The organism is Algorimicrobium algoritergicola (assembly GCF_008086165.1).
Classification (GTDB): Bacteria; Bacteroidota; Bacteroidia; order Flavobacteriales; family Flavobacteriaceae; genus Algorimicrobium; species Algorimicrobium algoritergicola.
The window spans coordinates 911,087-935,891 of record NZ_VSKL01000001.1; the positions used below are offsets into that span (position 1 = coordinate 911,087).

A 24,805-nucleotide genomic window follows, 5' to 3' on the forward strand; every position below is an offset into this window, starting at 1 on the left:
CTGTTTTACTCATTAAAATAAGTTTCCAAATCTTCAACATGTTCTGGCTTTGCTAAAATAACCTTATCGCTATCTAAAACGAAATAGGATGGCGTGGCAGAAACGCCGTAGGCCTTAATTAATGGACTATCCCATTTTTTTAAATCGTAAGTATGAATAAAACTTGGGAAATGCTCAATAGTTTGATTCCAGTTTCTAACACCATCTTCCAAAGCATACGCTAAAACGGTAATTTCGGGATGTTGCGCCATAAGGGTTTTTACTTTTGGCAATTCCTCTAAGCAATGACCACAGCCGCTACTCCAGAAAATAAGAAGTGTGCTTTTTTTTGTATTAAAACTGTGTAAATTGGTTTTTATAACCTTGCTATTTTCTAAATATGTAAAATTGAAATCCATGGCCTTTTTACCGATGGCAGATTTATTATAATCTTCCAAAGTTTCTAGTAAATAGGTTCTGTTAAACGTTTTAGCAAGGGGTAATAAGTAGGTGTCGCTAATGTAATTTGCCACGTCAGGTTGCTGTTTATCTATCATGATTTTCCACAGATTTTCTAGCACCATAATTTTGGCTTCATCGGTATCGTTTGTAGCTTTTACCACATCATCCACAGCCATTTTGTAATAGTTAGCATCTTCAGGCATAGCAAACACATAGGCAGTAACACGTTCATTTAAAAAATCAGAACTTTGCAATAAAGGATTGCTAAAATCCATATAATCAAAATAATGCTTTTTTAAGTTTAAAGAATAGCTGCTTACATCTTCATAAGTGCTTGGAATATAGGTCTTATTCGATTTTACAAAAGGCGAAATCATCATATCCGTTGATTCTTTTTCGTAAAAGTCTTGTGTGCTCTTTAGGTTTTTGAAAATGGCTGTTATTTCAGATGAATCCGTTTTTTGTGACATATAATATCTGCCAATCGAACTGTTTATTTTTAAAATACTATCTGTATAAGTTTGCCATAATTTATTTTCTTCGGAAGCTGTAAAATGCAATCCTGTTTCTACATCGAATAGCAATGAAATAGATTCTTTTCCGTTGTAAAACACATCAAAATTATTGTCTTCAACAGGTGTTGCATACACAATTTTATAAATTCCGATTTCAGAATCTGCATCTAAATCAATAGACCAATTTCCATCAGTATCTGTTTTTGCTTGCTCTACATAGTTTGTTCCAGTAGGTGTTACATGATAAAGTAAGGCGAAATTGAAGGATTCTGCTGGTGAAAATTGACCTTGAATATGATGTTGCGCAAACGTTGCAAAAGATACAAACAGACACAGAAGAAAAAGAGGGTTTTTCATGATAATGAGTTTCATTTAAACTAACAAAGCTTATGCCACAATAGGTTTTAAAACCTGTAAAGCTTTGTCAACACTTTTAATGTTTTCGAAGGTTAATAATAGTCGCAAGCCATTTCTAGTTTGCTTTTCTTTCATTTTACAAGCCTGCGGATGTGATTGCACAAATTGTAAAACACGTGTAAAATTTGGGCTTTGATAAAAACCACTTTTCTGATCGGTAATAAAATACCCAATCAGTTTATTTTGTTTCATCACTACTTTTTCAAGCCCTAGTTTGGTTGCTACCCATTTTATCCGAACACTATTCATCAAATCCACTACTTGGGTTGGTAGTTCTCCAAAACGATCACGAATTTCGCTTTCTAATTTAAGAAGTTCGGCTTCTGTTTTAACCTCATTCAATTTGGTGTATAGAATTAATCGTTCGGCAATATTGTTCACATAGTCATCTGGAAATAGCAATTCAAAATCACTGTCAATGGTGATGTCTTTAACATATTCTTTTTCTTTGCCATCATCTTCATATAAATCTGCAAATTCGGTTTCTTTCAGTTCGTCAATGGCTTCATTTAAAATTTTCTGATAGGTATCAAAACCAATATCATTTATAAACCCACTTTGCTCACCACCTAATAAATCGCCTGCACCACGGATTTCTAAATCTTTCATGGCAATATTAAAACCGCTGCCTAATTCGCTAAATTGCTCCAAGGCTGTAATCCGCTTTCTAGCATCTTCGGTCATGGCCGAATATTCAGGTGTAATAAAATAGCAAAAGGCTTTTTTATTACTTCGCCCAACGCGTCCACGCATTTGGTGCAAATCACTTAAGCCAAAATTATTCGCGCTATTAATAAAAATAGTATTGGCATTCGGAACATCTAAACCACTTTCTACAATGGTGGTACTAACTAATACATCAAATTCACCATTAATAAAAGCTAACATCAATTGCTCTAGTTTTTTTCCTTCCATTTGGCCGTGACCAATGCCAATTTTAGCATCAGGAACTAGTCGTTGAATCATACCAGCTACTTCCTTGATGTTTTCAATTCGGTTGTGGATAAAAAATATCTGTCCACCACGTTGAATTTCATAGGTAACGGCATCGCGAATGCTTTCTTCAGAAAAACGAATCACATGACTTTCTATAGGATATCTATTGGGAGGAGGTGTTGTAATAACTGATAAATCACGAGCAGCCATCAAACTAAACTGCAAAGTTCGTGGTATGGGTGTAGCGGTTAATGTCAAGACATCTACATTATCCTTCAAGGTTTTTAATTTCTCTTTTACGGCAACGCCAAATTTTTGTTCTTCATCTACAATTAGCAATCCTAAATCTTTAAACTTGACATTTTTATTCACCAATTGGTGTGTGCCAATAATAATATCCACGGCTCCAGATTCCAAATTAGCCAGTGTTTCGCGTTTTTCTTTTGCGGTTCTAAAACGATTTAAATAATCTACCGTAACAGGGAAATCTTTTAATCGTTCTCTAAATGTGCGAGAATGTTGGTAAGCCAAAATAGTTGTTGGCACTAAAATAGCAACCTGTTTGCCATTATCTACAGCTTTAAAGGCAGCACGAATAGCGACTTCCGTTTTACCAAAACCCACATCACCACAAACCAGTCTGTCCATAGGACGTTCACTTTCCATATCCGCTTTTACATCAGCCGTTGCGGTGCTTTGGTCTGGTGTGTCTTCATAAATAAAAGACGCTTCCAACTCATGTTGCATATGGCTGTCTGGCTGATATTGATAGCCTTTTTCTAATTTCCGCTTCGCATAAACCTGAATTAAATTAAACGCAATTTCCTTAACGCGCGACTTCGTTTTTGCTTTAAGCGTTTTCCATGCTTTACTTCCTAATTTATAAACTTTTGGCGGCTTACCATCTTTACCATTAAATTTGGTTATTTTATGAAGCGAATGAATACTTAAATATAGAATATCACGTTCGCCATAAATCAATTTTATAGCTTCTTGTTTATTGCCTTCAACATCTATTTTTTGAAGACCTCCAAAGCGACCAATTCCATGATCAATATGCGTTACATAATCGCCAATATCTAAATTGGTTAATTCTTTTAAAGTTATAGCCTGCTTTTTAGCATAGCCATTCTTTAAATGAAATTTATGATAGCGCTCAAATATTTGGTGATCCGTATAACAGGTAATTTTATTATCATGATCTACAAACCCTTGGTATAAGGACAGGACGATGGTTTTATAATGAACGGTTTGTTCAGTATCATCAAAAATATCATGGAACCGTTTGGCTTGCTGTTCACTGACACAGGCAATATAATTGGTGTAACCTCTATCATGATGCAAGTTTAAATCGTCAATCAATAAATTGAATTGCTTATTGAAAGCCGGTTGTGGTGTGGTGTTGAACGTAATTATATTGTCCTGTGAAGCAAAAACGGCTTTGCTACCAAATTCTACTAAATTGAAATCGAGTAATTGCTTTTTTAATTCGGTTGCATTGCAGAATAATGCTTCGGGTTCAGCATGTTTCAGTTCAGAGGTTAGATTTTTAAAAGCCTCTTCGGCTTTGCTATAAAAATCGTCAATTCTATCGAAAACCAGATCGGCATTTTTTGTAAAAACAACTGTTTTCTGGGCAATGTATTTTAAGAAACTTTGTCTGCTTTCGTCAAGAAATTTATTAGCAACATTTGGAATGATGCTAATTTTTTTAATCTGATCCGTGGATAATTGTGTTTCCACATCAAACGTTCGGATGCTATCAACATCATCACCAAAAAATTCAATTCGATACGGTTCATCATGTGAAAATGAAAATACATCCACAATACCTCCACGCACGGAAAATTCGCCAGGTTCGGTAACAAAATCAACACGTTTAAATTTATATTCGAAAAGGACTTCGTTAACAAAATTGATTGATAAATTATCATTCACCGAAATTTTCAGCGTGTTTTTTTCCAACTCTCTACGCGTCACTACTTTTTCAAAAAGCGCATCTGGGTAGGTGATAATAATGGCTGGTTTTTTGCGGGAGTTGATTCGGTTTAAAACTTCAGAGCGTAGTAAAACATTGGCATTATCAGTTTCTTCAATTTGATATGGTCGTCTGTAGCTACCTGGATAAAAAAGCACATCTTTATCATTCAACATGGCTTCCAAATCGTTGAGGTGAAAAGCCGCTTCTTCTTTATCGTTAAAAACAAGTAAAAATGGTTTATCTGCTTGTTTAAAAGTTTCACTAATAACGAGAGAAAATGCCGAGCCAACAAGACCTTTTACATGTGTGCGATTCTCAATTTGGGCAATAGCAGTTTGCAGATTTTGCGTTTGCAAAGCCCGTGCGTATGTTTGCGAGAGGATAGATTTACTCAAAAGCAATTTTATTTTGTGCAAATATAAGTCTTTGATGCATTAAAATATACAAGCTGTTATTTTATCTTTTAGTCAGCAGTTTGGGTCATACTTAAATCTAAAATAGTTAATTGATTTAAATCCTTAATTTGAGTAATTGATAAACTTTTCTTTCGTAGTTTTTTACCTAGAAAAGTGCCTGAAACTAAATAAACATTCCACTTTTTTTGCGTGATTTCATTTTTCGTAAACACGATTTCTGTGCCATTTTCAATAAATCGAGAAATGTCTTGAAGGTCTTTTTCATCAAGTTCCAATAAATCAGTATATATATTATTGTTAATATCTTCAATATATAAGTCTAAATCATCGTAACAATTAAGCTTGTATATCTTTTTTGTGGAGTTATTTTTAATTATAATGTTCGGGTAGTTTTTGAATGTATTAAACCCATTTTGTAAGGTTTTAACATCTAAAAAGGAGTAAATAGCAACTTTAGCCTTTGTGGATTCAGTATAAGGTTGGTAGTAGTCTAACCTTTCTTGACTGCTAATTTCAATTTCAGGATTCTTTATTCCAGTGTAAGATTTTAATAAAGACTGACAGGATTGAAAGCCAAAAGATGTTACAATAAAAATGAGAGAAATAATAGACCTATGAAATCTATTTTTGTAGGTTGAAATCATTACTGTTTAAATTCAAGATATAAACAAAAGTATAAAATAAAGTTATTGATTTAATGAAAAATAACAGGAAGTTATTACACTGGTTTTAAGTTGAAAATCGCATTTCAAAAAAGCGAAATTAATATTTTAAAGAGTGCTAACTTTATTTATATTTGCAGTCCCTAAATGTTGGGATTAAAAACAGAAAGATATGTCATTTTCAGATTTATTCGATAGCGGATTTAAAAAACGTAACGAAGATCATTTTGCATCCATTGTAAGAGTTGCCATGGATGATGGTATTATTACCGATGAAGAGAAAGCTTTTTTAGAACGTTTAGCAAGAAACTTGGATATAAGTGAAAGCGATTACGATACGATTTTGAAAAATTATCAATCGCATCCTATTAATCCACCAACATCTTACGATAGACGATTAGAGCGTTTATTTGATTTGGCACGTATGGTTTTTGTAGATCATATTAAAGGGGATCACGAAGAGATTGTTATGCGTAAAATAGCAATAGGTCTTGGGTTTTCATCTGAAAACGTAAAATACGTTGTAGACAAAGCGTTAACGCTTGTTGAGAATGGCGTAGATTTAGATACATTTACCGAGGAAATGAAAAACATGAATCGTTAAGATTTGAATTAAAATATAATAAAAAAAGCCACTTTTTAAGTGGCTTTTTTTATTTCTTGTCTGACCTGTAATGTGTCAATTCAACAAATCTATTCACATGTCAAATAGCTTATTTTATTCGGCTAAACGCATAAATTCTTCTGCTTTTTCTACCATATTTTTACTGCCACAAATAAAAGGAACACGTTGGTGAAGTTCCGTTGGTTCAATATCTAAAATTCGGTTAAAGCCATCGCTTGCTTTACCTTTGGCTTGTTCTGCCAATAATGCCATTGGGTTACATTCATACAATAAACGTAATTTCCCGTTTGACGTTTTAGAACTTTTTGGATATAAATAAATACCGCCTTTTATCATGTTTCTATGAAAGTCAGAAACTAATGAGCCAATGTAACGAGACGTGTATGGTCTGTCTCCTTCTTCCATTTGGCAATATTTAATGTAATTTTTAATGCCTTGTGGAAAGTGAATGTAATTCCCTTCGTTTACGGAATAAATTTTACCGTCTTCAGAAAATGTCATATTAGGATGCGATAAGTAAAAGGTTCCAATAGCAGGATTTAGTGTAAACCCATTTACGCCAGCACCTGTAGTATAAACCAACATGGTCGATGTGCCGTAAACGACGTAACCTGCAGCTACTTGCTGGTTTCCTTTTTGTAAGAAATCTTCTAATTGAACAGGTGTTCCAACGGGTGTTACACGTCTGTAAATAGAGAAAATAGTACCTACAGAAACATTCACGTCAATATTGGACGAGCCATCCAACGGATCAATTAAAACAACATACTTATTATTGTTGTTTTCATCTTGACTGTTAATGGATATAAAATCGTCTTCTTCTTCACTTGCAATACCACAAACAATATTTCTATTTGTAAGCGTTTGAATGAATTTTTCATTGGCATAAACATCTAGCTTTTGTTGGTCTTCACCTTGAATATTGGTTTCTCCAACTGCGCCAATTATATCAACCAAACCGGCTTTATTCACTTCGTGATTTACCACTTTTGCGGCTAAACGAATGGAATTTATAAGTCTTGATAACTCGCCAGATGTGTATTTGAAGGACGATTGATTCTCAATAATAAATTCACCGAGTGTTTGATTTTTTCTAGACATGAAACTGTATGTATGGTTTATGCAAATATCGTATTTTTTAGGAAACTACAACGTTTTCAATACGTTTAAATGTGGCTAAATACCCAAGTTTAAACTATATTTACGCCAAAATTAGGGTTATGGATATTGTGGTTAGAGATGCCAAAAAAGCAGATATGGAATCGGTTTTAAAATTGATAAACGAATTAGCCGTTTATGAAAAAGAACCAGATGCCGTTGAGGTTACAGTTGCCGATTTAGAGCTTGGAGGTTTTGGTGAAAACCCCGTTTTTCATTGTTTTGTAGCCGAAACCCAAAATAATATTGTGGGCATTGCGTTAGTTTATATGCGTTTCTCTACTTGGAAAGGTTCCGTTTTACATTTAGAAGATTTAGTCGTCAGTCAAGAAATGCGTGGCCATGGCATTGGTACTATTTTATTGGACGAGGTTGTTAAATATGGCAGCAATTTAGGTGTTAAACGTATTTGCTGGGAAGTTCTTGACTGGAACGAACCAGCTATTGCATTTTATGAACAAAAAGGAGCTAATGTTATGCGTGATTGGGATGTGGTACAACTAAACGAAGCAGCAATAAAAAAATATATTTCAAACATTTAACATGCAAGTATTTAAATTTGGTGGAGCATCTGTAAAAGATGCACAAGGCGTTAAAAATTTAGTAACCGTTTTGCGTGAAACTGAACATGATAACACGTTGATTGTTGTTTCAGCCATGGGTAAAATGACCAATGCCATGGAAGGTGTTATTGGTAATTATTTTGATAACAAAGCGGAATTGCAGAGCTCACTGCAAGAGGTTCGTAAATTCCATAATGCTATTTTACTGGATTTATTTGAAAATGAAAACCATGCTATTTTTAAAAAAACATCTAAACTTTTTGATGAATTAGCCGCGTTTTTCGACCGTAATAAATCGCCAGATTATAATTTTGTTTACGATCAAGCTATTGGTTATGGTGAGTTAGCTTCGTCTGCCATTATTAGTGCTTATCTAAATGATGTAGGATTTGAGAACACCTGTTTAGATGTTCGTGAGTTTTTAAAAACCGATAGCTATTACAGACGTGCCAATGTGAATTGGTTGGATACACAAACCCAAATCAACAAACATTTTAATAAAAACAAACTGAACATCACCCAAGGCTTTTTAGGTAGTGATGCTAATAATTTTACCACCACTTTGGGTCGTGAAGGAAGTGATTATACAGCTGCTATTTTCGCTTATTGTTTAAATGCTCAAAGTGTGACTATCTGGAAAGATGTTCCAGGTGTTTTAAATGCGGACCCACGTTATTTTGAAAACGCCCAATTACTGAATTCTATATCGTATCGTGAAGCTATTGAGTTGGCTTTTTATGGTGCGTCAGTAATTCACCCAAAGACCCTTCAGCCATTGCAACGTAAGGAAATTCCGTTGTATGTTAAATCATTTTTGCATCCTAAAAATGCAGGAACGTGTGTTGGAAAAGGTAAAGGAATTGAACCTAAAATTCCTTGCTTTATTTTAAAGCGCAATCAGATTTTAATTTCGATATCATCTTTAGATTTCTCGTATATTGTTGAAGAAAACATCAGTGATATTTTCAATTTATTGCACCTATATAAAATGAAAGTGGACGTCATTCAAAACTCTGCTATTAGTTTTTCGGTTTGTGTAGATGATATTTATCAGAATCTTGATAAATTACTGCAACATTTAAAAGCAAAATTTAAGGTAACTTGCCATGAAAATGTATCTTTATACACTATTAGGCATTATAATTTAGAGGTGGTTGCGCAATTAGAGCAAGGTAAAACTGTTTTAATGAAGCAGTTAGCGCAAGAAACTATGCAAATGATAACCAAATAAATTTTTAATTACATTTGTTTTAATGAGTAATCAATCAGATAAAGGATTAGTAACAGCAAAGGAAGTCGCTAAAGCCATACAGCTGGATAAGTATGGTGTTATTGGTACTTTTGCAGGCTGGGGTCTAATGAAATTATTGAAAATTTCCACGCTTAACGCGATCTATAATCGCAACAAGCATTTGTCTGATCTAGAGTTTTTAGATGCTATTTTAGATGAGTTTCAAATAAAGTTTGATATACCTGAAGAAGACTTCAAGCGCTTACCAAAAGAAGGACCTTTTATTACTGTTTCCAACCATCCTTTAGGAGGTATTGATGGTATTTTGCTTCTAAAATTAATGTTAGAACAGCGTAAGGATTTTAAAATAATCGCTAATTTTTTGCTGAATAGAATTGAGCCTTTAAAGCCATACATCATGCCTGTAAATCCTTTCGAGGATAAAAAAGATGCGCAATCTAGCATTGCAGGATTTAAAAATGCCATTCTGCATTTACGCGAAGGTCATCCATTAGGTGTTTTTCCTGCAGGTGAAGTATCTACCTATCGCGATGGTAAATTGATGGTGGATAAACCTTGGGAGCCAGCAGCTATTAAACTGATTCAAAAGGCCAATGTACCGGTTGTTCCTATTTATTTTCATGCAAAAAATAGCTCGCTATTTTATAAATTATCTAAAATTAGCGATACATTTAGAACGGCCAAATTACCTTCAGAATTATTAACACAAAAGCGTCGAACCATTAAAGTTAGAATTGGTAGACCTATTTCGGTTGCCGATCAAAATGAACATCCAACATTAGAAGGTTTTTCAGAGTTTTTAAGACGAAAAACCTATATGTTATCCAATTCCTTTGATGAGAAGGATAATTTATTAAGCAACTTTCCAAACAAGCTGAAATTACCAAAACCACCAAAGCGTATTGTTGGTCAGGTTGATAAAAAATTAATGACCGAAGAAGTGGATGCGCTTCGCGAGGACGATTTCCGATTACTTCAAAGTAAAAATTACGAGGTGTTTTTAGCTCCAGCCAATAAAGTTCCAAATATTTTACAGGAAATTGGTCGTCTGCGCGAAATAACCTTTCGTGAAGTAGGGGAAGGAACCAATGAAGCTATTGATTTAGATGCTTTTGATACCTATTACCACCATATGTTTCTTTGGGATTCTGAAGCGAATATTCTTGTAGGTGCGTATAGAATGGGTCTAGGCTCCGAGATATTTAAAAAATTTGGTATTAATGGTTTTTACTTGCAGGATCTGTTCCGTTTTGAGCCAGAATTACATAAAATGATGAGCCAATCCATTGAGATGGGTCGTGCCTTTATTATAAAAAGCTATCAGCAAAAACCAATGCCGTTATTCCTACTTTGGAAAGGTATTGTGCATACCACGTTGCGTTATCCAGAGCATAAATATTTAATTGGAGGCGTTAGTATCAGTAATCAGTTTACTAATTTTTCTAAATCGTTGATGATTGAGTTTATGAAATCTCATTATTACGATCCGTATGTGGCGCAATATGTACACCCTAAAAAAGAGTTTAAAGTTAAACTTAAAGATGCTGATAAGGATTTTGTGTTTGATGAAACGGAAGCCGATTTGAATAAGTTTGATAAAATTATTGATGAGGTAGAGCCAGGAGCTTTACGTTTGCCTGTATTACTAAAAAAATACATCAAGCAAAATGCCAGATTAGTGGCCTTTAATGTGGATCCGTTATTTAATAATTCGGTTGATGGTTTAATGTATATTAAAATTGCCGATTTACCTGAAAGCACTGTAAAGCCGGTAATGGAAGAGTTTCAGGCGGAATTGGAACGTAAGCTTTCTGAACAAACTGACGATTAATATTGGTTTAATAATCTAAAACCTTGGCAAGGTTATTTATAATGCGCTGTCTATAGGTTCCCAGAGTTCAATTTTGTTTCCATCATTGTCTAAAATCCAGCCAAATTTACCGTATTCATATTCTTCCATTTCGCCTACAATGGTTACCCCTTCTTCTTTTAAGGTCTTTAAAAGATCAACTAAATTTTCAACACGATAATTAAACATGAAGTCTTTTTTGGAGGGCTCATAATATGCTGTGTCTTCCGGAAATGGACTCCATTGTGTGGTGCAATCGTTACCTTCATTGTCTTTCCATTTAAAGGTGCTACCATAATCATCTGTATTAAAACCTAAATGGGTTTTATACCAATCTTTTGAAGCTTTTGGGTCTTTTACTTTAAAGAAAATTCCACCAATTCCTGTGACGCGTTTTTTCATTATTATGTTTTTTTTATGTTCGTTTCATAAATTGAAATCCACTCTTTTACGGATAGTTTTTTACAAAGTTCCGCAATTAGGTTAAATGGAATTTCATTTATATTCTTAAATCGAATACAGCTTTTCCCCATATCTAGTTTTCGTTTGCAATGTTTAGGATACTCAGAAACAAACCAATCATGAATTTCGGGAACTGCGTATATGCCACTATGGTATAGATTTATTGAGTTTTTTTGTGAAGCGAAACTCATGAAAGGTAAGGGCTCCTTCGGGTTGCAATGGTAACCATCAGTATATACACTATGTGGTATGTAATAACCAATCATGCCATATTGAATACCCTCTTCAAAGTCTTTAGGCAAATTCGTAGTAATGGTTTTGCGTAACTGTTTTAAGACCTCATGTCGTTCTTCTGGGGTTTGATTAATATAATCTTCAGGAGTTGATGCTTGATATTGCATGATTTTTTAGGCTTTACGTTTAAGGATTCCACTTGAAATTACTGATATTACAAATCCGATAATAAAAACAGTAAATGCCATAAGAAAAAAGTTAAAAAAAGGATTCCCGAAAATTTCGCGTTGCGATTCTAATTCAATTAATTTAGCTTGAAAATCAGCGTCAGATAATGTTCCTCGGAAGGTTTCAATCGAGTGATTATAATACTCTGTTGTGAAATCTGGATTTATAAATGTGGTATAAACTACATTAATGAGTCCGAAAGTTAACGATGTAAAAACGGAGATGAGTAGACCAATTTTTAATCCTTTTGAAAATTTAAGAATTCCATTATTTATGGTGTCACGATAATACTTAATTCCAAAATAAATAAATAAAAGCGATAATATAATACTGATATATCCGACTACTTCACTCATGGAATAATCCAAGGAACCTTCAAAAATAAATGATGTACTAAAAAGTAATATTAATAAGCCACTACTATATAATCCGTATTTATAAACTGTTTGTTTCATGATTGTAAGTTAGCAAAATTTTATTTTAATTTTATCGACAATAGTTTGAGCCAATTTCTCCTTGCTCTCAACCGTCCAACCAGCAACATGTGGTGTTAAAAGCACGTTTTTAGCTTGAATTAAATATTGAAAAGCCTGTGGCATCTCGACTGCGCTCGATGTGACATCTTTCTTGAATAAATTTTCAAACGATGCTTTTTCGTATTCTAAAACATCTAATCCAGCACCTAAAATTTTACCAGATTTTAAGGCGGTTACTAAATTATCAGTTACAACACTTTTGCCTCGAGCCGTATTAATCAGCCAAAATGGTTTTTGGAAAGTGTTTATAAACTCGGTATTCACCATGTTGAGGGTTAGTAGTGTTTGTGGAGTGTGTAAACTTAAAACATCTGCTTGGGTTTGCAGTGTTTTTAAATCCACTTGCTTGGCATTTTCATCACCAACATGGGATTTAATGTCGTAACATAAAACAGTGACATCAAAACCACGTAATTTTTTAGCGAAGGCTTTTCCCATATTCCCATAGCCAATAAGTCCAACGGTTTTTCCATCCAGTTCAACACCTCGATTTTCTTCACGTAACCAGTTTCCGTTTCTAACTTCTTGGTCTGCTTTGTTGAGTTTGTTGAATAGGGATAACAACATACCTAAAGTATGTTCGCCAACTGCATTTCTGTTTCCTTCTGGTGCGGAAATAAGCTGAACACCTTTTTGTTTTGCATAGTCACCATCAATATTTTCCACACCTGCACCTACGCGACCAATAAATTTTAGGTTAGTAGCCGCATCCAAGAATTCTTTGTCTATGGAAAAACGACTACGAATTATAACGCCATCATACTCATGAATTTTAGCCTCAATGTCCGATTTGGAAGCCGTGTAATCTTCATCGTTTTGAAAGCCTAAAGCATGCAATTGCTCAAGCAATAATGGGTGATTGGTATCTAAGTGGAGTATTTTCATGTATAAAAAAACAACGGATTAGTTTACATCAAATATATGAAACCTAAACATGAACTCCAGGTTTTCAATTCAAGCAATTATGTGTGCCAGCGATTACGCGCCCATTCTTAATTTGATAAATAAGAACTCATGATTGCTTTGCAGTTGAAACGGCATCCTTTTCTTTTTTTAGAAAAAAAGAAAAGATAAAGTGGATAGCGCGACCTTTATGGTAGCGCAAAAAAATCATTTAAAAATTAAAAACCTAAAATGAGTTTGGCAATGAGAAAGTACGTTAATATGCCAAATAAATCATTACTGGTTGTAATAAATGGTCCTGTTGCTACGGCTGGATCAATGCCGCGTTTGTCAAGAAAAATAGGAATAAACGTGCCAATAATTGCTGCCATAATAATCACGGCTACTAGCGCAATACTAATGGTTATAGAAACGATATAAGGTGTGCTAAAAACGAAATGTGTAATGACCAGACCAATGCAGGCAATAGCGATTCCGTTTACCAAACCGAGTAAGGCTTCCTTTAATAAGCGTTTAACAATGTTGCCATCTATGGTGTCATTTGCCAATCCTTGAACAACAATAGCTGACGATTGTACACCGACATTTCCAGCGGTTGCTTGGATTAAAGGAACAAAACTTAATAGCACGACGAAGGCTCCCATGTGATCGTTAAATTGCTCGATAATTCCAGCGGCTCCAAGGCCACCAAACATTCCAATTAATAACCATGGTAAACGCGCTTTGGTGAGTTTCCAGATACTATCATCGGCTTCTACATCTTGCGAAATACCTGCTGCTAATTGGTAATCTTTATCCGCTTCTTCACGAATAACATCTACAATATCATCAATGGTAATTCTGCCCAACAATGTATAATTTTTATCGACTACAGGAATGGCTTCTAAATCGTATTTCTGCATGATTTTGGCTACCTCCTCAACATCTTCGTCTACAAAAACATAATCCACACTGGTAATATAGATGTCGGCAATTTTTTGATCGCTTTTAGCAACAATTAAATCTTTTAAAGATAAGCGCCCTTTTAGTTTATTCTGTCTGTCTACTACGTAAATGGAATGTACGCGTCTCACATCTTTTGCTTGGCCACGAATTCTGCGTAAACAACCTGCAACGGTCCAAGTTTCGTAAACCTTGACGAGTTCTTTTGCCATGAGTCCACCAGCCGTGTCTTCATCATAGGCTAAAAGTTCGGTAATTTCATCACGATGTTCTGTGTCCTCAATATGAGAGATGACTTCGGCTTGACGTTCTTCAGAAAGTTCCGCTATAATATCGGCTGCATCATCGGTGTCTAATTCTTCAATTTCTTCGGCAATTTCTTTAGCCGATAAGTTTTTAAGAATTTTTTCACGCGTGTCCTCATCTAACTCAATTAGAATATCCGAAGTGGTTTCTGAATCTAATAATTTAATAACGTAAACGGCTTCTTCCAGATTGATTTCATCAAGAATCTCGGCTATATCGGCATGGTGAAAATCCATCAATAAGGTTTTAAGATCCTTATCGTTTTTAAATTCGATAAGATTCTCAACCTGTTCAATAAGTTCGTCTGTAAGCTGAAATTGGATATTCTCTTGTTCTTCGGACATGCGTTTTTGTTAAGTTACTTTGTTAAGACAACAAAGATTTAGTCATTTTCATCGGTTTCTATCAATTGTGTAAGTTCTAGAAAAGCGGCTACAGATAATTGTTCTGGTCGCTTGTCAAAGATAACATTTGCTTTCAAATTATCAGACAGATTGAAGGTTTTTAAGCTGTTTCGCAATGTTTTTCTCCGTTGTTGAAATGCTTGTTTTACAACCTTGAAAAATAATTTCTCATCACATGGAAGCTCAAAATTTTCTTTTCGTTTTAGAACTAGTACGCCAGATTCAACCTTTGGTGGTGGATTAAAAACCGTAGGTGGAACGGTAAATAAATAGTCGGCTTCATAAAACGCTTGTGTTAAAACCGATAAAATACCATACACTTTGCTGCCTTCCTTGGAACAAATACGTTGGGCAACTTCTTTTTGAAACATGCCTGAAAACTCCGGAATCTGGTCGCGCATTTCTAAAGTTTTAAATACAATTTGCGTGGAAATATTATAAGGGAAATTTCCAATTATAGCGAAGGGCTCGTCATTGAAAACTTCTTTTAAATCGTATTTTAAAAAATCTTTCTCTATAACCCGATCGGCTAAATTGAGATAGTTGTTTTTAAGATATTCAACTGATTCGGGATCTATTTCTATAACGTGCGTTGTGATATCTTTTTTAAGAAGATACTTGGTTAAAACGCCCATACCAGGACCAATTTCCAAAACGTGCTTGTAGCCTTTAAAAGACAAGGAATCGGCAATTTTTTCTGCAATGGTTTCATCCGTTAAAAAATGCTGGCCTAAATATTTTTTTGCTTTTACAGACATGTTTGATTTTTTTGTTTTTTTGAAAATGGGTTATTTTCTATTTTGTACTCATGGTAAATTCTTCTATAACTTCTAATTCGGTACAAAATGAGAGCATTTTGTCGCCAAACTTTTTAAGTCCATCTAATCGAAATCCTTCATCATCGTCATCATAATAGCTATCTAATGTTTGTCGCGAATGAGCGCAAAACTGAACAGAATAGGTAACACCACCCATTTCTTCTTCAATTAACACACGCGTTAGTTTGGCATCTTTAAATTTTCCAGTAGCTAATACTTTTGGAATGTGGTCTGTTTTCATCCAATTTAACCAATCTTGTTGGAGGCTGTTTTCAATGTTTATGGTCACATTATATATAATCATGCGTGTAAGATTTGCTGTTTAAATACCTAGTTGTGCAAATTACAGGAGTTCGCGCTCATCATCAAAAGGTTTTAGCCTTTTTTCGTGAATTAAGGTGATATTTTCTAATTTAAATCGTCTCCTCGTAAAACACGGTATCTTTTTCGTGCATCCACAAAGTAAATACTGTCTTGGTAATTAAAAATAATTTGCTCGTAGTTTTCTTTGGCTTTTTGTGGATCTTGAAGCTGATATTCATGCAATTCGGCTATGGCAAAATAGGCATCATCCGCTAAAATATCATCTTTAAAATTAGCAATGATGATTTGATAGTTTACGACTGCTTTTTCAAATTGATTTTTAGACTCATAAAGTTTGCCTTGCTTATAAAGTGCTTGATCTTCTATGGATTGCCCTTTGTAATTTTCTAAAATGGTATTTAAAAGCGCAATGGCTTCATTGGGTTTGTTTTGAAAGGCCATTAAATCGGCTTTGGCGTAAAGTTTTAAAGCGGCTTGTGTGGAATCTTCAAATTTATTATCCGTTATCAGCAACATTAAATCCAAAGCATCATTAGCGATGAGTTGTGATGTGGATGATTTTAAGATTTTAAGTTGGGATTCTGCCCATTTAAAATCGCCTTTATAATAACTGGTTTGAGCTACTTTAAAGCGTGCTTCTTGAGCCAATGTGCTATTTTTTAAATTCCGTTGAATTTGAGTGAAATAAATTAAAGCTTCGTTGAATTTTTCCTGCAATACGAGAATATCACCTAATTCTAATTTTACTGTTCCTTCATCTAAATCTGATAAGGGTAGTTTTAAACTTTCTTTTAACAAAACCGTTGCTGCTTGCGGATCATGCTTGTGAAATGCCAAAAAGTGTGCATAGGCAATTTGCAGATTTATGGTTTGATTAAATTTTCCGAAGGTTTCAAAAAGCTCTAAATAGGTGTTGTCAATAGTTTCTAAATCGGTTTCTGTTTTTAGATCAATTTGCAGTAAATTATAATGTGCGCCAATTTGAACATCTGGATTTTGAGCTGTTTCTGCCAAATAGGTGAAAATGTTTTTAGATACATCAAAATCATTGTCGTTCATAGCTACAAAGGCCAATTCTTCAATGCGCTCTAGACTTTCTGGTTGCCTATTAAAGATAGCTTTTTCTTGCGCAAATGCTTTATTGTAATCCTTTTGTTGAATAAAAAGCCAACTCAATAATTCATTCCAAAGCAAGTTAGGTTCTTGTTGTATTTTTTTGAGCAATAAGCGTTTTAAAATGAGATTGTTTTCGTTTTCTGGATCATCTGTTATGAAGTCGCTCATGGCACGTTTAATTGTATTTAAATAGGAACTATTAACGTCCACGAAATTTAAATAACTACTAAACATTTTTTCTACATTGCCTTGTTCGCCATAAATTCGTGATAATTGAATGTTGAAATTCATGGCTGGTTTCAGAATCATGGCTTTCTCATAAGTGGTGATAGCTTGATCTAAAAGCGAGCGATTTTCGAAGAATTTACCCACAGAATACGCGAAATTTGGATTTTCGTCTAAAAAGGAAATGGCTTTTGTATAATTGGTATTGGCAGATTCTAAATCGTTTTTTAATTGATAATTATAACCCAATTCCACATATAGCGCGGGATATTTTACCCGTTCAATTTGCTGGATTAAAAGGGCTTCAGCTTCATCCAATTGCTCTAGCTGCTGATGCGTTTTGATAAGTTCCAAAAAATAGGCGTTATTATTAGCCGAATTTCTATGTAATTCTTGATAAGCCAAGAGTGCTTTTTCAAACTCTCCGTTTTTAGAATACTCTTTAGCGAGCAAGTCTTCTTGAGAAAACATACTGACTGATAATAGAAAAAAGAATAAAAGAAAAAGACGCATAATATTACTTTGTGTAAATATAGCAAAAGTGCGCTGTAGATGATGTGAATGTTTTTATAAAAAAAATGCCTGAAGTGTTTTCAGGCATTTACCAACCAAAATAAGTGTGCTATTAATCATTGTAAATTACAAAATGATTCAATTACCTGATTGGGGCAATTTTACTTATATTATTCTGAAACAACGGAAACCGTTGTATTTGCATGTTCTTTTTGTGATAAATCGAAATCTGAAACAAGGACTTTACCAGCTATTACTGCTAAAACGATTAGGAGAAAAAGTCGTGTAAGATTTTTCATGATAAGTAGGTTTAAAACTTTAGGGTACACGAACTTCAACAATATTTATTAATTAACAAAATAAAACAGCAAAAAATCGTTAAACAGCAGGTGATTTTTGCTTTTTAACGATTTTTTGAGAAATTATATTGAAAATGAAGTAGGATACAACCTACATGTTTAATCAATTATAGAGAACCCTGTATAAGATATTAATACTTCTGGAATAACAATACCTTCTGGTGTTTGGTAGTTTTCTAAAATGCCTGCCAATACGCGCGGTAATGCTAATGAACTTCCATTAAGTGTGTGTGCTAATTCATTTTTACCTTCGCTATTTCTGAAACGTAATTTTAAACGATTAGCCTGAAAGGTTTCAAAATTAGAAACAGATGAAATTTCTAGCCATCTGTCTTGAGCTGTTGAAAACACTTCAAAATCATAAGTCATAGCAGCCGTAAACCCTAAATCGCCTCCACAAAGGCGTAAAATACGGTATGGTAATTTAAGTTCCTGTAAAATTCCTTTTACATGTTCTACCATAGTATCTAAAGCTTTATACGAGTTTTCAGGATGCTCAACACGTAAAATTTCCACTTTATCAAATTGGTGTAAACGGTTTAAACCACGTACATGAGCACCATAACTCCCGGCTTCACGACGGAAACAAGGTGTGTAACCTGTAATGCCAATTGGTAATTCACTCTCGTTTAAAATAACATCGCGAAAAATATTGGTTCCAGGAACTTCGGCAGTTGGTATCAGGTATAAATTGTCTTCCGTTACATGATACATTTGTCCTTCTTTATCTGGTAACTGACCAGTTCCAAAACCAGACGCTTCATTTACTAAAAGCGGTAATTGGTATTCGGTATAACCAGCTTCGGTATTTTTATCCAAAAAATAAGCAATTAATGCACGTTGTAATCTGGCGCCTTTTCCTTTGTAGACTGGAAAACCAGCACCTGTAATTTTGTTGCCTAATTCAAAATCGATTATATCATACTTTTTAGCTAATTCCCAATGAGGTATCGCATTTTCGTGAAGGGTTGGAATCGTTCCTTCTTTAAATATCTCTTCATTTTCGTCTTCAGAATTTCCAGTTGGAACGAGTTCATTTGGAACATTCGGAATTTTATATAATAACTGATTTAAAGCTTCAGCAGTTTCATTTAACTTATCTGTTAACTCTTTCGATTGGTTTTTTAAATCTGAAGTTCGGGCTTTAAGCGCATTTGCTTTTTCAGTTTGACCAGATTTGTATAGTGTACCAATTTCTTTAGAAAGCGTATTGGATTCTGACAACGTATTATCAAGTAATGTTTGTTCCTGACGTCTTTGTTCGTCAAGTGCAATGACTTCATTAATCATTTTGGTGGCATCAATTTGGCGTTTTGCCAAACGTTCAATAACCAAATCTTTATGCTCTCTAATAAAAGGTACTTGTAACATGGAATAAAAATTTTAAGCGGCAAATTTACGTAATTACCGTGTGAAATAATCTTGTTTTGGTGGTAAAATCCATTCGCTATGCTTAAATGCAGACCACTTGGTAGCGGCTATATCTACTTCTGGATTAATAAATTGAATATAACGGCGACCATTCACGCTTATTTTACAATCGACAAACACGGAAACGTCTTGTCCTTTTTTAGCAAAATCTTCTTTTAGTATTTGCGAAAACTGCCAAATAACATCTGCTTTAGCACTAGCTAAACGCTTTTGTTTAGGTGTTAAATAATGGTCTAAATTAATGGTGGTTTTAACTTGCGTTTTTTTATCGACAACATAATAAACCGTATGTCCGCTTTTTGAGCGCAACATCATGCGCCAGGACATTCTATGACCTTCTTCTGTCCATAAAACTGATTGTGGAAACACATACTGACGCAGTGGCAATAAGATTTGAACTGAAAAATAGATGGCAAAAATGGCAAGCATTGGTTTCTTATAGGATGGAATAATTACGTCAGAGCCTTCATAAAAAGGTTTTCTTTTTAAAAATATGCGATGGATTGTTTTTGGTTCAAAAAAGAATAAAGCGAAAGCAAGTGATAAGTATGGGAAAATTCCAACTTGAAAAACAAAGGAGTTAAAAAGATGAAAAAATATAGAGGCAAAAAACGCATATTTACGCGTTGGTTTGTATAGTAGTAATGGAATAATTAATCCATCGAATAAAATACCGCCATAAGCTAGAAAATAGTGCATGGATTCATTTTGCAGGAACTCACCTATGAAATAATAATGTTCTTTACTTTTCATTAGAATAGCCATAACAGATGCGTCTAGCCAATCTGGATACAGTTTGGCAATGGAGCCGTAAGTGTAAACGATAAACATCTGTAAAATAAAAATATACCTGCACCAATTTGGCATAGCAATCTCCTTGATTTTTGGATTTAATTTGGCATCTATAGATACATTTTTATGTGCTGGCAAAATAATCATGATAGCACTTAAAAGCACCAATAAATAATAGTGGTTGTTATAAGATGATTTTTGCATTAAATACGTGCCTGTCCATAAAAGGGTAAACATAAAAGCGCTTACATGATACTTATATCCAAGCATAATAAATAGGCCAAAAAGCCCCATGATTATGTAGTAAATATACATGCCGTTACCCGGTAAAGGTTGCAGCCATTCAAAGCTAATAAAGGAAAATGTGAACTGTGGTTCTATTAAAGTGCGATTAATCCAACCCGTGAAAATAGCACCAATAGATTCTAAAAAACAAAGCAGGCCGAAAATAATCCGAAAGATTATTAAGGCCGAATTATCAACTTGCTTAAAAAGAAAATTAGTGAGTCGCATGATTTTTTATATACTGTAAAGCTGTTTGTTTATCTTTTTCTAATTGTGACTGTAATTCGGTTACGGAATTAAACTTTTGTTCGTTTCGGATGCGTTCAAGCATGTCTATTTTTAGTTTAGAACCATATAATGATTCTTCTAAATTAAAGAAATTAATTTCAATAGACTGATTATCATTTTGGCTAACCGTAGGATTCGTGCCAATATTCATCATACCAAAATACGTGTCGTTGTTTATTTCAGATTTCACCACGTAAACACCATCAGCTGGTATTAGCTTATAGCTTTCTGCAATATGCAAATTAGCCGTTGGAAAGCCTATTTCTTTACCTAATCCTTTTCCGCGAATTACGGTTCCCGTTAACATGTAGTTATAACCTAAATAACTATTGGCTGTTTTAATATCACCTTCTAAAAGGGCTGTTCTAATTTTTGTGGAACTAACAGAGACATCATTGATATCTTGTGCTGAAATTTCTTCAACTTCAAATTGGTAGTCCGTACCAAATTGGCGTAAATCATCAATATTGGCCGTTCTATTTCTTCCAAAATGATGGTCGTACCCAATAATAACTTTTTTAGCTTGTAATTGTTTCACTAAAATTTCTGAAACAAAATCTTTGGCCTTTAGTCGGGAAAATGCTTTAGTAAACTTTTTAATAACCAGATAATCCAACCCGTGAGCTTCCATGATGGCTGCTTTTTCATCTATGGTGTTGAGTAGTTTGATGGTGGTGTCTTTCTGCAGTACCATTCGTGGATGTGGAAAAAAGGTCAGAATAGCTGATTTCAAAGCATTTTTTTTGGCAGACGTAACAAGTTTTTCTATTATTTTTTGATGTCCAATATGAACACCATCAAATGTGCCAATGGTAACAACGGTTTCATTCTCAAAGTCGCTATGATGCGTTTGTATTATTTTCAATGGAAAAAAGTATTTGTACAAAAATAGAAAAGCGGATTGATATAAATACCAATCCGCTTTTAAGTTTTAAAAGAAACGTTTTATTTCTTAATAAATGGGAATGTTAAAGATGAATTGTCTTTACTAATTTTTATAAAGTACATACCATTGCTTATATCAGATGTATTGATTTGTAGATCTGAAATACCATTTATAGAAGCATTTTTAACAACTTGACCAAGCATGTTGTAAACAACATAGCTATTAGGCAAGTTGGAATCTGTTGTTTTAATATTTAAAACAGACGTAGTTGGATTTGGATAAATTGATATAATCGAATTGATATTGAACGTATCAACAGATAATAACGCTAATTGCGTACCAAATACATATGTTCCTTCTAAACCTGTTGTAAAGGATGCTGATAATTTAGAATCAGCTCCAAAAGCAGAAATACTTACAGATGCAATTTCATTAGTGCCTTCTTTTTTTACAAAAAGGTTATTTCTAGAATTTCCAGTAAGGGCTTCCCAATCGGCAAGTTCATCTTCACTGAAGTAGAAATTGATAGTTGACGCATCAGATGTGCTAGCATTGGTTGTACTAATATCGAATGTTTTTGCCGTAACAAAAGTATCAAGATCTGTATTAGCACTGTACATAACAGCCGCTGCTCCTGCATTTGCCACATCTCTAGATACGGAAACATCTACACAGCCATAATTAAAACCGCCAGTATTGTCAATATCTACCATCACGTTTCCAGAATTAGCATCTACGTAAAATGCCGTTCCAGCTTCATTAATACCAGCAGTTACTGCTGGGTTAACTTCCGTTTGAGCACCATTGGTTGTGTCTGCGGTAACAGAAATATCATCAAACATAAATACAAACTCATCTGCAGATACCACATGAATCGTAATATAAATATCTTGACCATCATATGCTGATAAATCATAGGTGTATTCTGTCCATTCTAATGGTGGAATCACGTAAGGAGCAGGTGTAATAAATGTAAAACTAGCTGGATTGGTATTTGTTGTAGAAATACCTACTTGAAAACGCTCGCCTCCATTATAATTATCAGTTAAACTTTGTGCCCAAAATTTAAGTTCACTATTGGTGCCATTTAGTGAGATCTGAGGCGTAAAGATGTAATCATCATTTTCAGCTGTTCCGCTAGAACTACCAGTTGAGTTAAAACAGTAATATCCTTTGTTTCCAGAATGAGCATCCCATCCTGCAGCAAATGCTGGTGTACCTTGGCTAGGATTAAAAACTATAAAAGTTCCTACGTAAGATTCATTGGTAAAAGTATTATTATCAGCTCCAAAAGTTGTGTCGCCATCATTATCTAGCATAGTCCAACCACCAACAGGCGTTATTTGCCAGTCTGTATATGTTTCAAAGCCATCACTAAATAAAACAGAATTTCCAGAACTTACTGCTGCGTTATCATCATTGGTTATAGTAGTTGTATAAGTAGTTCCAGTTGCTACCAAGTCTCCAGTAGTAGTCGTGTTAACATTTAATGAAATCGTTTCATCTGCTTCAATCATACCATCTTGATAGATGCGAAGAGTAACCGTGTTACTAGCGGCTGTGGAACCTTGAGCAAACGATACCGAATTGTTTATAAGCTCAAAATCAATATTTTCAGTTGCTGTTCCCGAATTAACCAATGTAGCTGTTGCAGAAGCCGTTCCACCTGAACTTGCTGCTATAGAAATTTCAATATCTTGAAATCCACAGGCATTATCTTCCATAATTCCTGATGGAAGTGTAGAACTTATATAAATTGTAGGTTCAGCATAACCCGTTGTAGAATTTGGTAAATCCGAAATTCCATCGGCATTTTCAATAACGGTTAATATTCTATTTACTTGATCGAATGTAAAAATATCCATACAAGCATCATTTGTGTAATCCATATAGTTTTCCACCATATCTCTGTTTCCATCACAAGTAGTTTGATTTGCAGGGCAACCGCCATTTGATGATGCACTTTGAGGTGTGTCTGCACAGAAATCGTTTCCACAATTTGAATCTCCCCAAATATGTCTTAATCCAATCCAGTGACCCATTTCGTGAGTTAATGTACGTCCTAAATTATAAGGAGCAGCTGTTCCAGGATTAGCAACCGAACCAACACTTCCAGAAAGTATAACCACACCATCAGTTAAAGGAGAACCTCCATTTGGATCCATTCCTGGCAAGGTTGAGTTTGAAGGGAATTGTGCATAACCTAATAATCCACCTCCTAAATTGGCAGTCCAAATGTTTGCATACATAGAACGATCCCAAATAGTTGCTGGCTTAATAGTAGTATTTAATTGTCCAGTTGAAATTGTACCTGAATAACCATAAACTCTATCAATACCTGGTTCAGGTAAAATATTTCCGTCTGGATCAACAGCTGCAGGAATAAAATTGATTTCAGCCGATGTAGCTATAGCATTTGTGCTTCCTGCAAGATTATTGAAATCTATATTTAATTGATCAATCTGTGCTTGAATTTTTGCAGCCGATAGATCGTGAACATTACCTTGAGCGCTAGAAAGCACGTGAAAAATTATTGGAATATTAACCACGGCTCTTCTGTAAGTTCCGTTTGCTTTTTCAATAGCAATTCGCTGTAAACGAGCTTCCATTAAAGGTGCTAACCAATTTTCAAATTCTTCTGTAGATTGAATGTTAGGATTGTTTTGTCTACGTAAGGCTTCAACTTCTACAGTAGCACATCTTACAAATCCAGTTTCATTAAAGTGTCTTTGATTTTCCTGTGTTAATTGTAAAGGCGTATCTGAAATCGATCTAAAGCTTGATTTTTCCTGTGCATACAAGCTGGAAATACTTATTAATAATAGAAGTAACCAGAATAGTTTAAAGTTGTTTTGTTTCATGTTCGAGGTTTGAAAATGAATTTAATTATAATTAGTAGTTTTAAGTAATAAAAAACAGCACATTATTCCTTGTGAAT

The 24,805-nt window shown here is 34.4% G+C and carries 21 protein-coding genes; 4 read left to right on the plus strand and 17 right to left on the minus strand.

All coding sequences use genetic code 11. The features are described 5' to 3' along the window. Positions 1–5: 5 nt before the first annotated feature. The 3 genes from ES675_RS04330 to ES675_RS04340 all read right to left on the minus strand — a co-directional run bounded on the left by ES675_RS04330 (position 6) and on the right by ES675_RS04340 (position 5,350). Positions 6–1,313, minus strand: coding sequence for a TlpA family protein disulfide reductase (locus tag ES675_RS04330; protein ID WP_066247626.1), 1,308 nt, complete (start codon positions 1,311–1,313; stop codon positions 6–8). Between the two features lie 30 nt (positions 1,314–1,343). Beyond that, positions 1,344–4,685, minus strand: coding sequence for a transcription-repair coupling factor (gene mfd, locus ES675_RS04335; RefSeq protein ID WP_066247628.1), 3,342 nt, complete (start codon positions 4,683–4,685; stop codon positions 1,344–1,346). A 68-nt stretch (positions 4,686–4,753) separates the two neighbouring features. Next, positions 4,754–5,350 carry a hypothetical protein gene (locus ES675_RS04340; RefSeq protein ID WP_066247630.1) on the minus strand — a complete coding sequence of 199 codons (597 nt, stop codon included), beginning with the start codon at positions 5,348–5,350 and terminating at the stop codon, positions 4,754–4,756. A 190-nt stretch (positions 5,351–5,540) separates the two neighbouring features. Between ES675_RS04340 and ES675_RS04345 the strand changes: the two genes are divergently transcribed. Further along, entirely contained in the window at positions 5,541–5,972 is a 432-nt protein-coding gene (locus ES675_RS04345) for a fructose 1,6-bisphosphatase (RefSeq protein WP_066247633.1), read from the plus strand. A 114-nt stretch (positions 5,973–6,086) separates the two neighbouring features. Here ES675_RS04345 and fbp read toward each other — a convergent pair whose 3' ends face one another. Further along, a complete protein-coding gene (fbp, locus tag ES675_RS04350) occupies positions 6,087–7,094 on the minus strand; it encodes a class 1 fructose-bisphosphatase (protein WP_066248623.1) in 1,008 nt (335 codons plus the stop codon). A 119-nt stretch (positions 7,095–7,213) separates the two neighbouring features. Here fbp and ES675_RS04355 point away from each other — a divergent pair, with 119 nt between their 5' ends. From ES675_RS04355 to ES675_RS04365, 3 genes are read left to right on the plus strand one after another with little or no spacing between them, the layout of a single operon-like run. Continuing rightward, positions 7,214–7,693, plus strand: a complete 480-nt coding sequence (locus tag ES675_RS04355; RefSeq protein WP_066249066.1) for a GNAT family N-acetyltransferase — start codon at positions 7,214–7,216, stop codon at positions 7,691–7,693. A gap of 1 nt (position 7,694) precedes the next feature. Further along, on the plus strand, positions 7,695–8,945 hold the full coding sequence (locus ES675_RS04360) for an aspartate kinase (RefSeq protein ID WP_066248626.1): 1,251 nt from the start codon (positions 7,695–7,697) through the stop codon (positions 8,943–8,945). A gap of 22 nt (positions 8,946–8,967) precedes the next feature. Then, positions 8,968–10,797 carry a GNAT family N-acyltransferase gene (locus tag ES675_RS04365; RefSeq protein ID WP_066248631.1) on the plus strand — a complete coding sequence of 610 codons (1,830 nt, stop codon included), beginning with the start codon at positions 8,968–8,970 and terminating at the stop codon, positions 10,795–10,797. A 36-nt stretch (positions 10,798–10,833) separates the two neighbouring features. Here ES675_RS04365 and ES675_RS04370 read toward each other — a convergent pair whose 3' ends face one another. From ES675_RS04370 to ES675_RS04425, 13 genes are all read right to left on the minus strand, one after another. Continuing rightward, positions 10,834–11,217, minus strand: coding sequence for a VOC family protein (locus ES675_RS04370; protein ID WP_066248634.1), 384 nt, complete (start codon positions 11,215–11,217; stop codon positions 10,834–10,836). Positions 11,218–11,219: 2 nt separating this feature from the next. After that, the gene (locus ES675_RS04375) at positions 11,220–11,678 is read right to left on the minus strand and encodes a DUF1801 domain-containing protein (RefSeq protein ID WP_066248640.1); all 459 of its coding nucleotides are present in this window, start codon (positions 11,676–11,678) and stop codon (positions 11,220–11,222) included. A gap of 6 nt (positions 11,679–11,684) precedes the next feature. Then, positions 11,685–12,194, minus strand: coding sequence for a DUF4199 domain-containing protein (locus ES675_RS04380; protein WP_066248646.1), 510 nt, complete (start codon positions 12,192–12,194; stop codon positions 11,685–11,687). 9 nt (positions 12,195–12,203) lie between these two features. Further along, a complete protein-coding gene (locus ES675_RS04385) occupies positions 12,204–13,160 on the minus strand; it encodes a 2-hydroxyacid dehydrogenase (RefSeq protein WP_066248650.1) in 957 nt (318 codons plus the stop codon). 236 nt (positions 13,161–13,396) lie between these two features. Further along, positions 13,397–14,770, minus strand: a complete 1,374-nt coding sequence (gene mgtE / locus ES675_RS04390) for a magnesium transporter (protein ID WP_066248653.1) — start codon at positions 14,768–14,770, stop codon at positions 13,397–13,399. A gap of 38 nt (positions 14,771–14,808) precedes the next feature. Next, a complete protein-coding gene (gene rsmA, locus ES675_RS04395) occupies positions 14,809–15,588 on the minus strand; it encodes a 16S rRNA (adenine(1518)-N(6)/adenine(1519)-N(6))-dimethyltransferase RsmA (RefSeq protein WP_066248659.1) in 780 nt (259 codons plus the stop codon). 37 nt (positions 15,589–15,625) lie between these two features. Continuing rightward, the gene (locus ES675_RS04400; protein WP_066248663.1) at positions 15,626–15,952 is read right to left on the minus strand and encodes a DUF4286 family protein; all 327 of its coding nucleotides are present in this window, start codon (positions 15,950–15,952) and stop codon (positions 15,626–15,628) included. Positions 15,953–16,056: 104 nt separating this feature from the next. Then, positions 16,057–17,826: a tetratricopeptide repeat protein gene (locus ES675_RS04405; protein ID WP_066248666.1), complete on the minus strand. Its 1,770-nt coding sequence runs from the start codon at positions 17,824–17,826 to the stop codon at positions 16,057–16,059. 170 nt (positions 17,827–17,996) lie between these two features. Next, positions 17,997–18,125 (minus strand): hypothetical protein, encoded by a 129-nt coding sequence (locus ES675_RS16675; RefSeq protein ID WP_255365485.1) that lies wholly within the window; start codon positions 18,123–18,125, stop codon positions 17,997–17,999. A gap of 159 nt (positions 18,126–18,284) precedes the next feature. Continuing rightward, positions 18,285–19,556 (minus strand): serine--tRNA ligase, encoded by a 1,272-nt coding sequence (gene serS / locus ES675_RS04410; RefSeq protein WP_066248669.1) that lies wholly within the window; start codon positions 19,554–19,556, stop codon positions 18,285–18,287. A gap of 33 nt (positions 19,557–19,589) precedes the next feature. Then, the gene (locus tag ES675_RS04415; protein ID WP_066248673.1) at positions 19,590–20,921 is read right to left on the minus strand and encodes an HTTM domain-containing protein; all 1,332 of its coding nucleotides are present in this window, start codon (positions 20,919–20,921) and stop codon (positions 19,590–19,592) included. Next, on the minus strand, positions 20,908–21,846 hold the full coding sequence (locus tag ES675_RS04420) for a bifunctional riboflavin kinase/FAD synthetase (protein ID WP_066248676.1): 939 nt from the start codon (positions 21,844–21,846) through the stop codon (positions 20,908–20,910). Before ES675_RS04420 ends, ES675_RS04415 begins: the two co-directional genes overlap by 14 nt. Before the next feature lie 80 nt (positions 21,847–21,926). Continuing rightward, the gene (locus tag ES675_RS04425) at positions 21,927–24,728 is read right to left on the minus strand and encodes a T9SS-dependent choice-of-anchor J family protein (protein WP_066248681.1); all 2,802 of its coding nucleotides are present in this window, start codon (positions 24,726–24,728) and stop codon (positions 21,927–21,929) included. Positions 24,729–24,805: the final 77 nt, after the last annotated feature.

Bases quoted from the DNA above. Each gene is read 5' to 3' on its own strand.
- ES675_RS04330 (WP_066247626.1), bottom strand. From the start codon at position 1,313: ATGAAAAACCCTCTTTTTCTTCTGTGTCTGTTTGTATCTTTTGCAACG.
- ES675_RS04340 (WP_066247630.1), bottom strand. From the start codon at position 5,350: ATGATTTCAACCTACAAAAATAGATTTCATAGGTCTATTATTTCTCTC.
- ES675_RS04345 (WP_066247633.1), top strand. From the start codon at position 5,541: ATGTCATTTTCAGATTTATTCGATAGCGGATTTAAAAAACGTAACGAA.
- fbp (WP_066248623.1), bottom strand. From the start codon at position 7,094: ATGTCTAGAAAAAATCAAACACTCGGTGAATTTATTATTGAGAATCAA.
- ES675_RS04355 (WP_066249066.1), top strand. From the start codon at position 7,214: ATGGATATTGTGGTTAGAGATGCCAAAAAAGCAGATATGGAATCGGTT.
- ES675_RS04360 (WP_066248626.1), top strand. From the start codon at position 7,695: ATGCAAGTATTTAAATTTGGTGGAGCATCTGTAAAAGATGCACAAGGC.
- ES675_RS04365 (WP_066248631.1), top strand. From the start codon at position 8,968: ATGAGTAATCAATCAGATAAAGGATTAGTAACAGCAAAGGAAGTCGCT.
- ES675_RS04370 (WP_066248634.1), bottom strand. From the start codon at position 11,217: ATGAAAAAACGCGTCACAGGAATTGGTGGAATTTTCTTTAAAGTAAAA.
- ES675_RS04375 (WP_066248640.1), bottom strand. From the start codon at position 11,678: ATGCAATATCAAGCATCAACTCCTGAAGATTATATTAATCAAACCCCA.
- ES675_RS04380 (WP_066248646.1), bottom strand. From the start codon at position 12,194: ATGAAACAAACAGTTTATAAATACGGATTATATAGTAGTGGCTTATTA.
- ES675_RS04385 (WP_066248650.1), bottom strand. From the start codon at position 13,160: ATGAAAATACTCCACTTAGATACCAATCACCCATTATTGCTTGAGCAA.
- mgtE (WP_066248653.1), bottom strand. From the start codon at position 14,770: ATGTCCGAAGAACAAGAGAATATCCAATTTCAGCTTACAGACGAACTT.
- rsmA (WP_066248659.1), bottom strand. From the start codon at position 15,588: ATGTCTGTAAAAGCAAAAAAATATTTAGGCCAGCATTTTTTAACGGAT.
- ES675_RS04400 (WP_066248663.1), bottom strand. From the start codon at position 15,952: ATGATTATATATAATGTGACCATAAACATTGAAAACAGCCTCCAACAA.
- ES675_RS04405 (WP_066248666.1), bottom strand. From the start codon at position 17,826: ATGCGTCTTTTTCTTTTATTCTTTTTTCTATTATCAGTCAGTATGTTT.
- ES675_RS16675 (WP_255365485.1), bottom strand. From the start codon at position 18,125: ATGAAAAATCTTACACGACTTTTTCTCCTAATCGTTTTAGCAGTAATA.
- serS (WP_066248669.1), bottom strand. From the start codon at position 19,556: ATGTTACAAGTACCTTTTATTAGAGAGCATAAAGATTTGGTTATTGAA.
- ES675_RS04415 (WP_066248673.1), bottom strand. From the start codon at position 20,921: ATGCGACTCACTAATTTTCTTTTTAAGCAAGTTGATAATTCGGCCTTA.
- ES675_RS04425 (WP_066248681.1), bottom strand. From the start codon at position 24,728: ATGAAACAAAACAACTTTAAACTATTCTGGTTACTTCTATTATTAATA.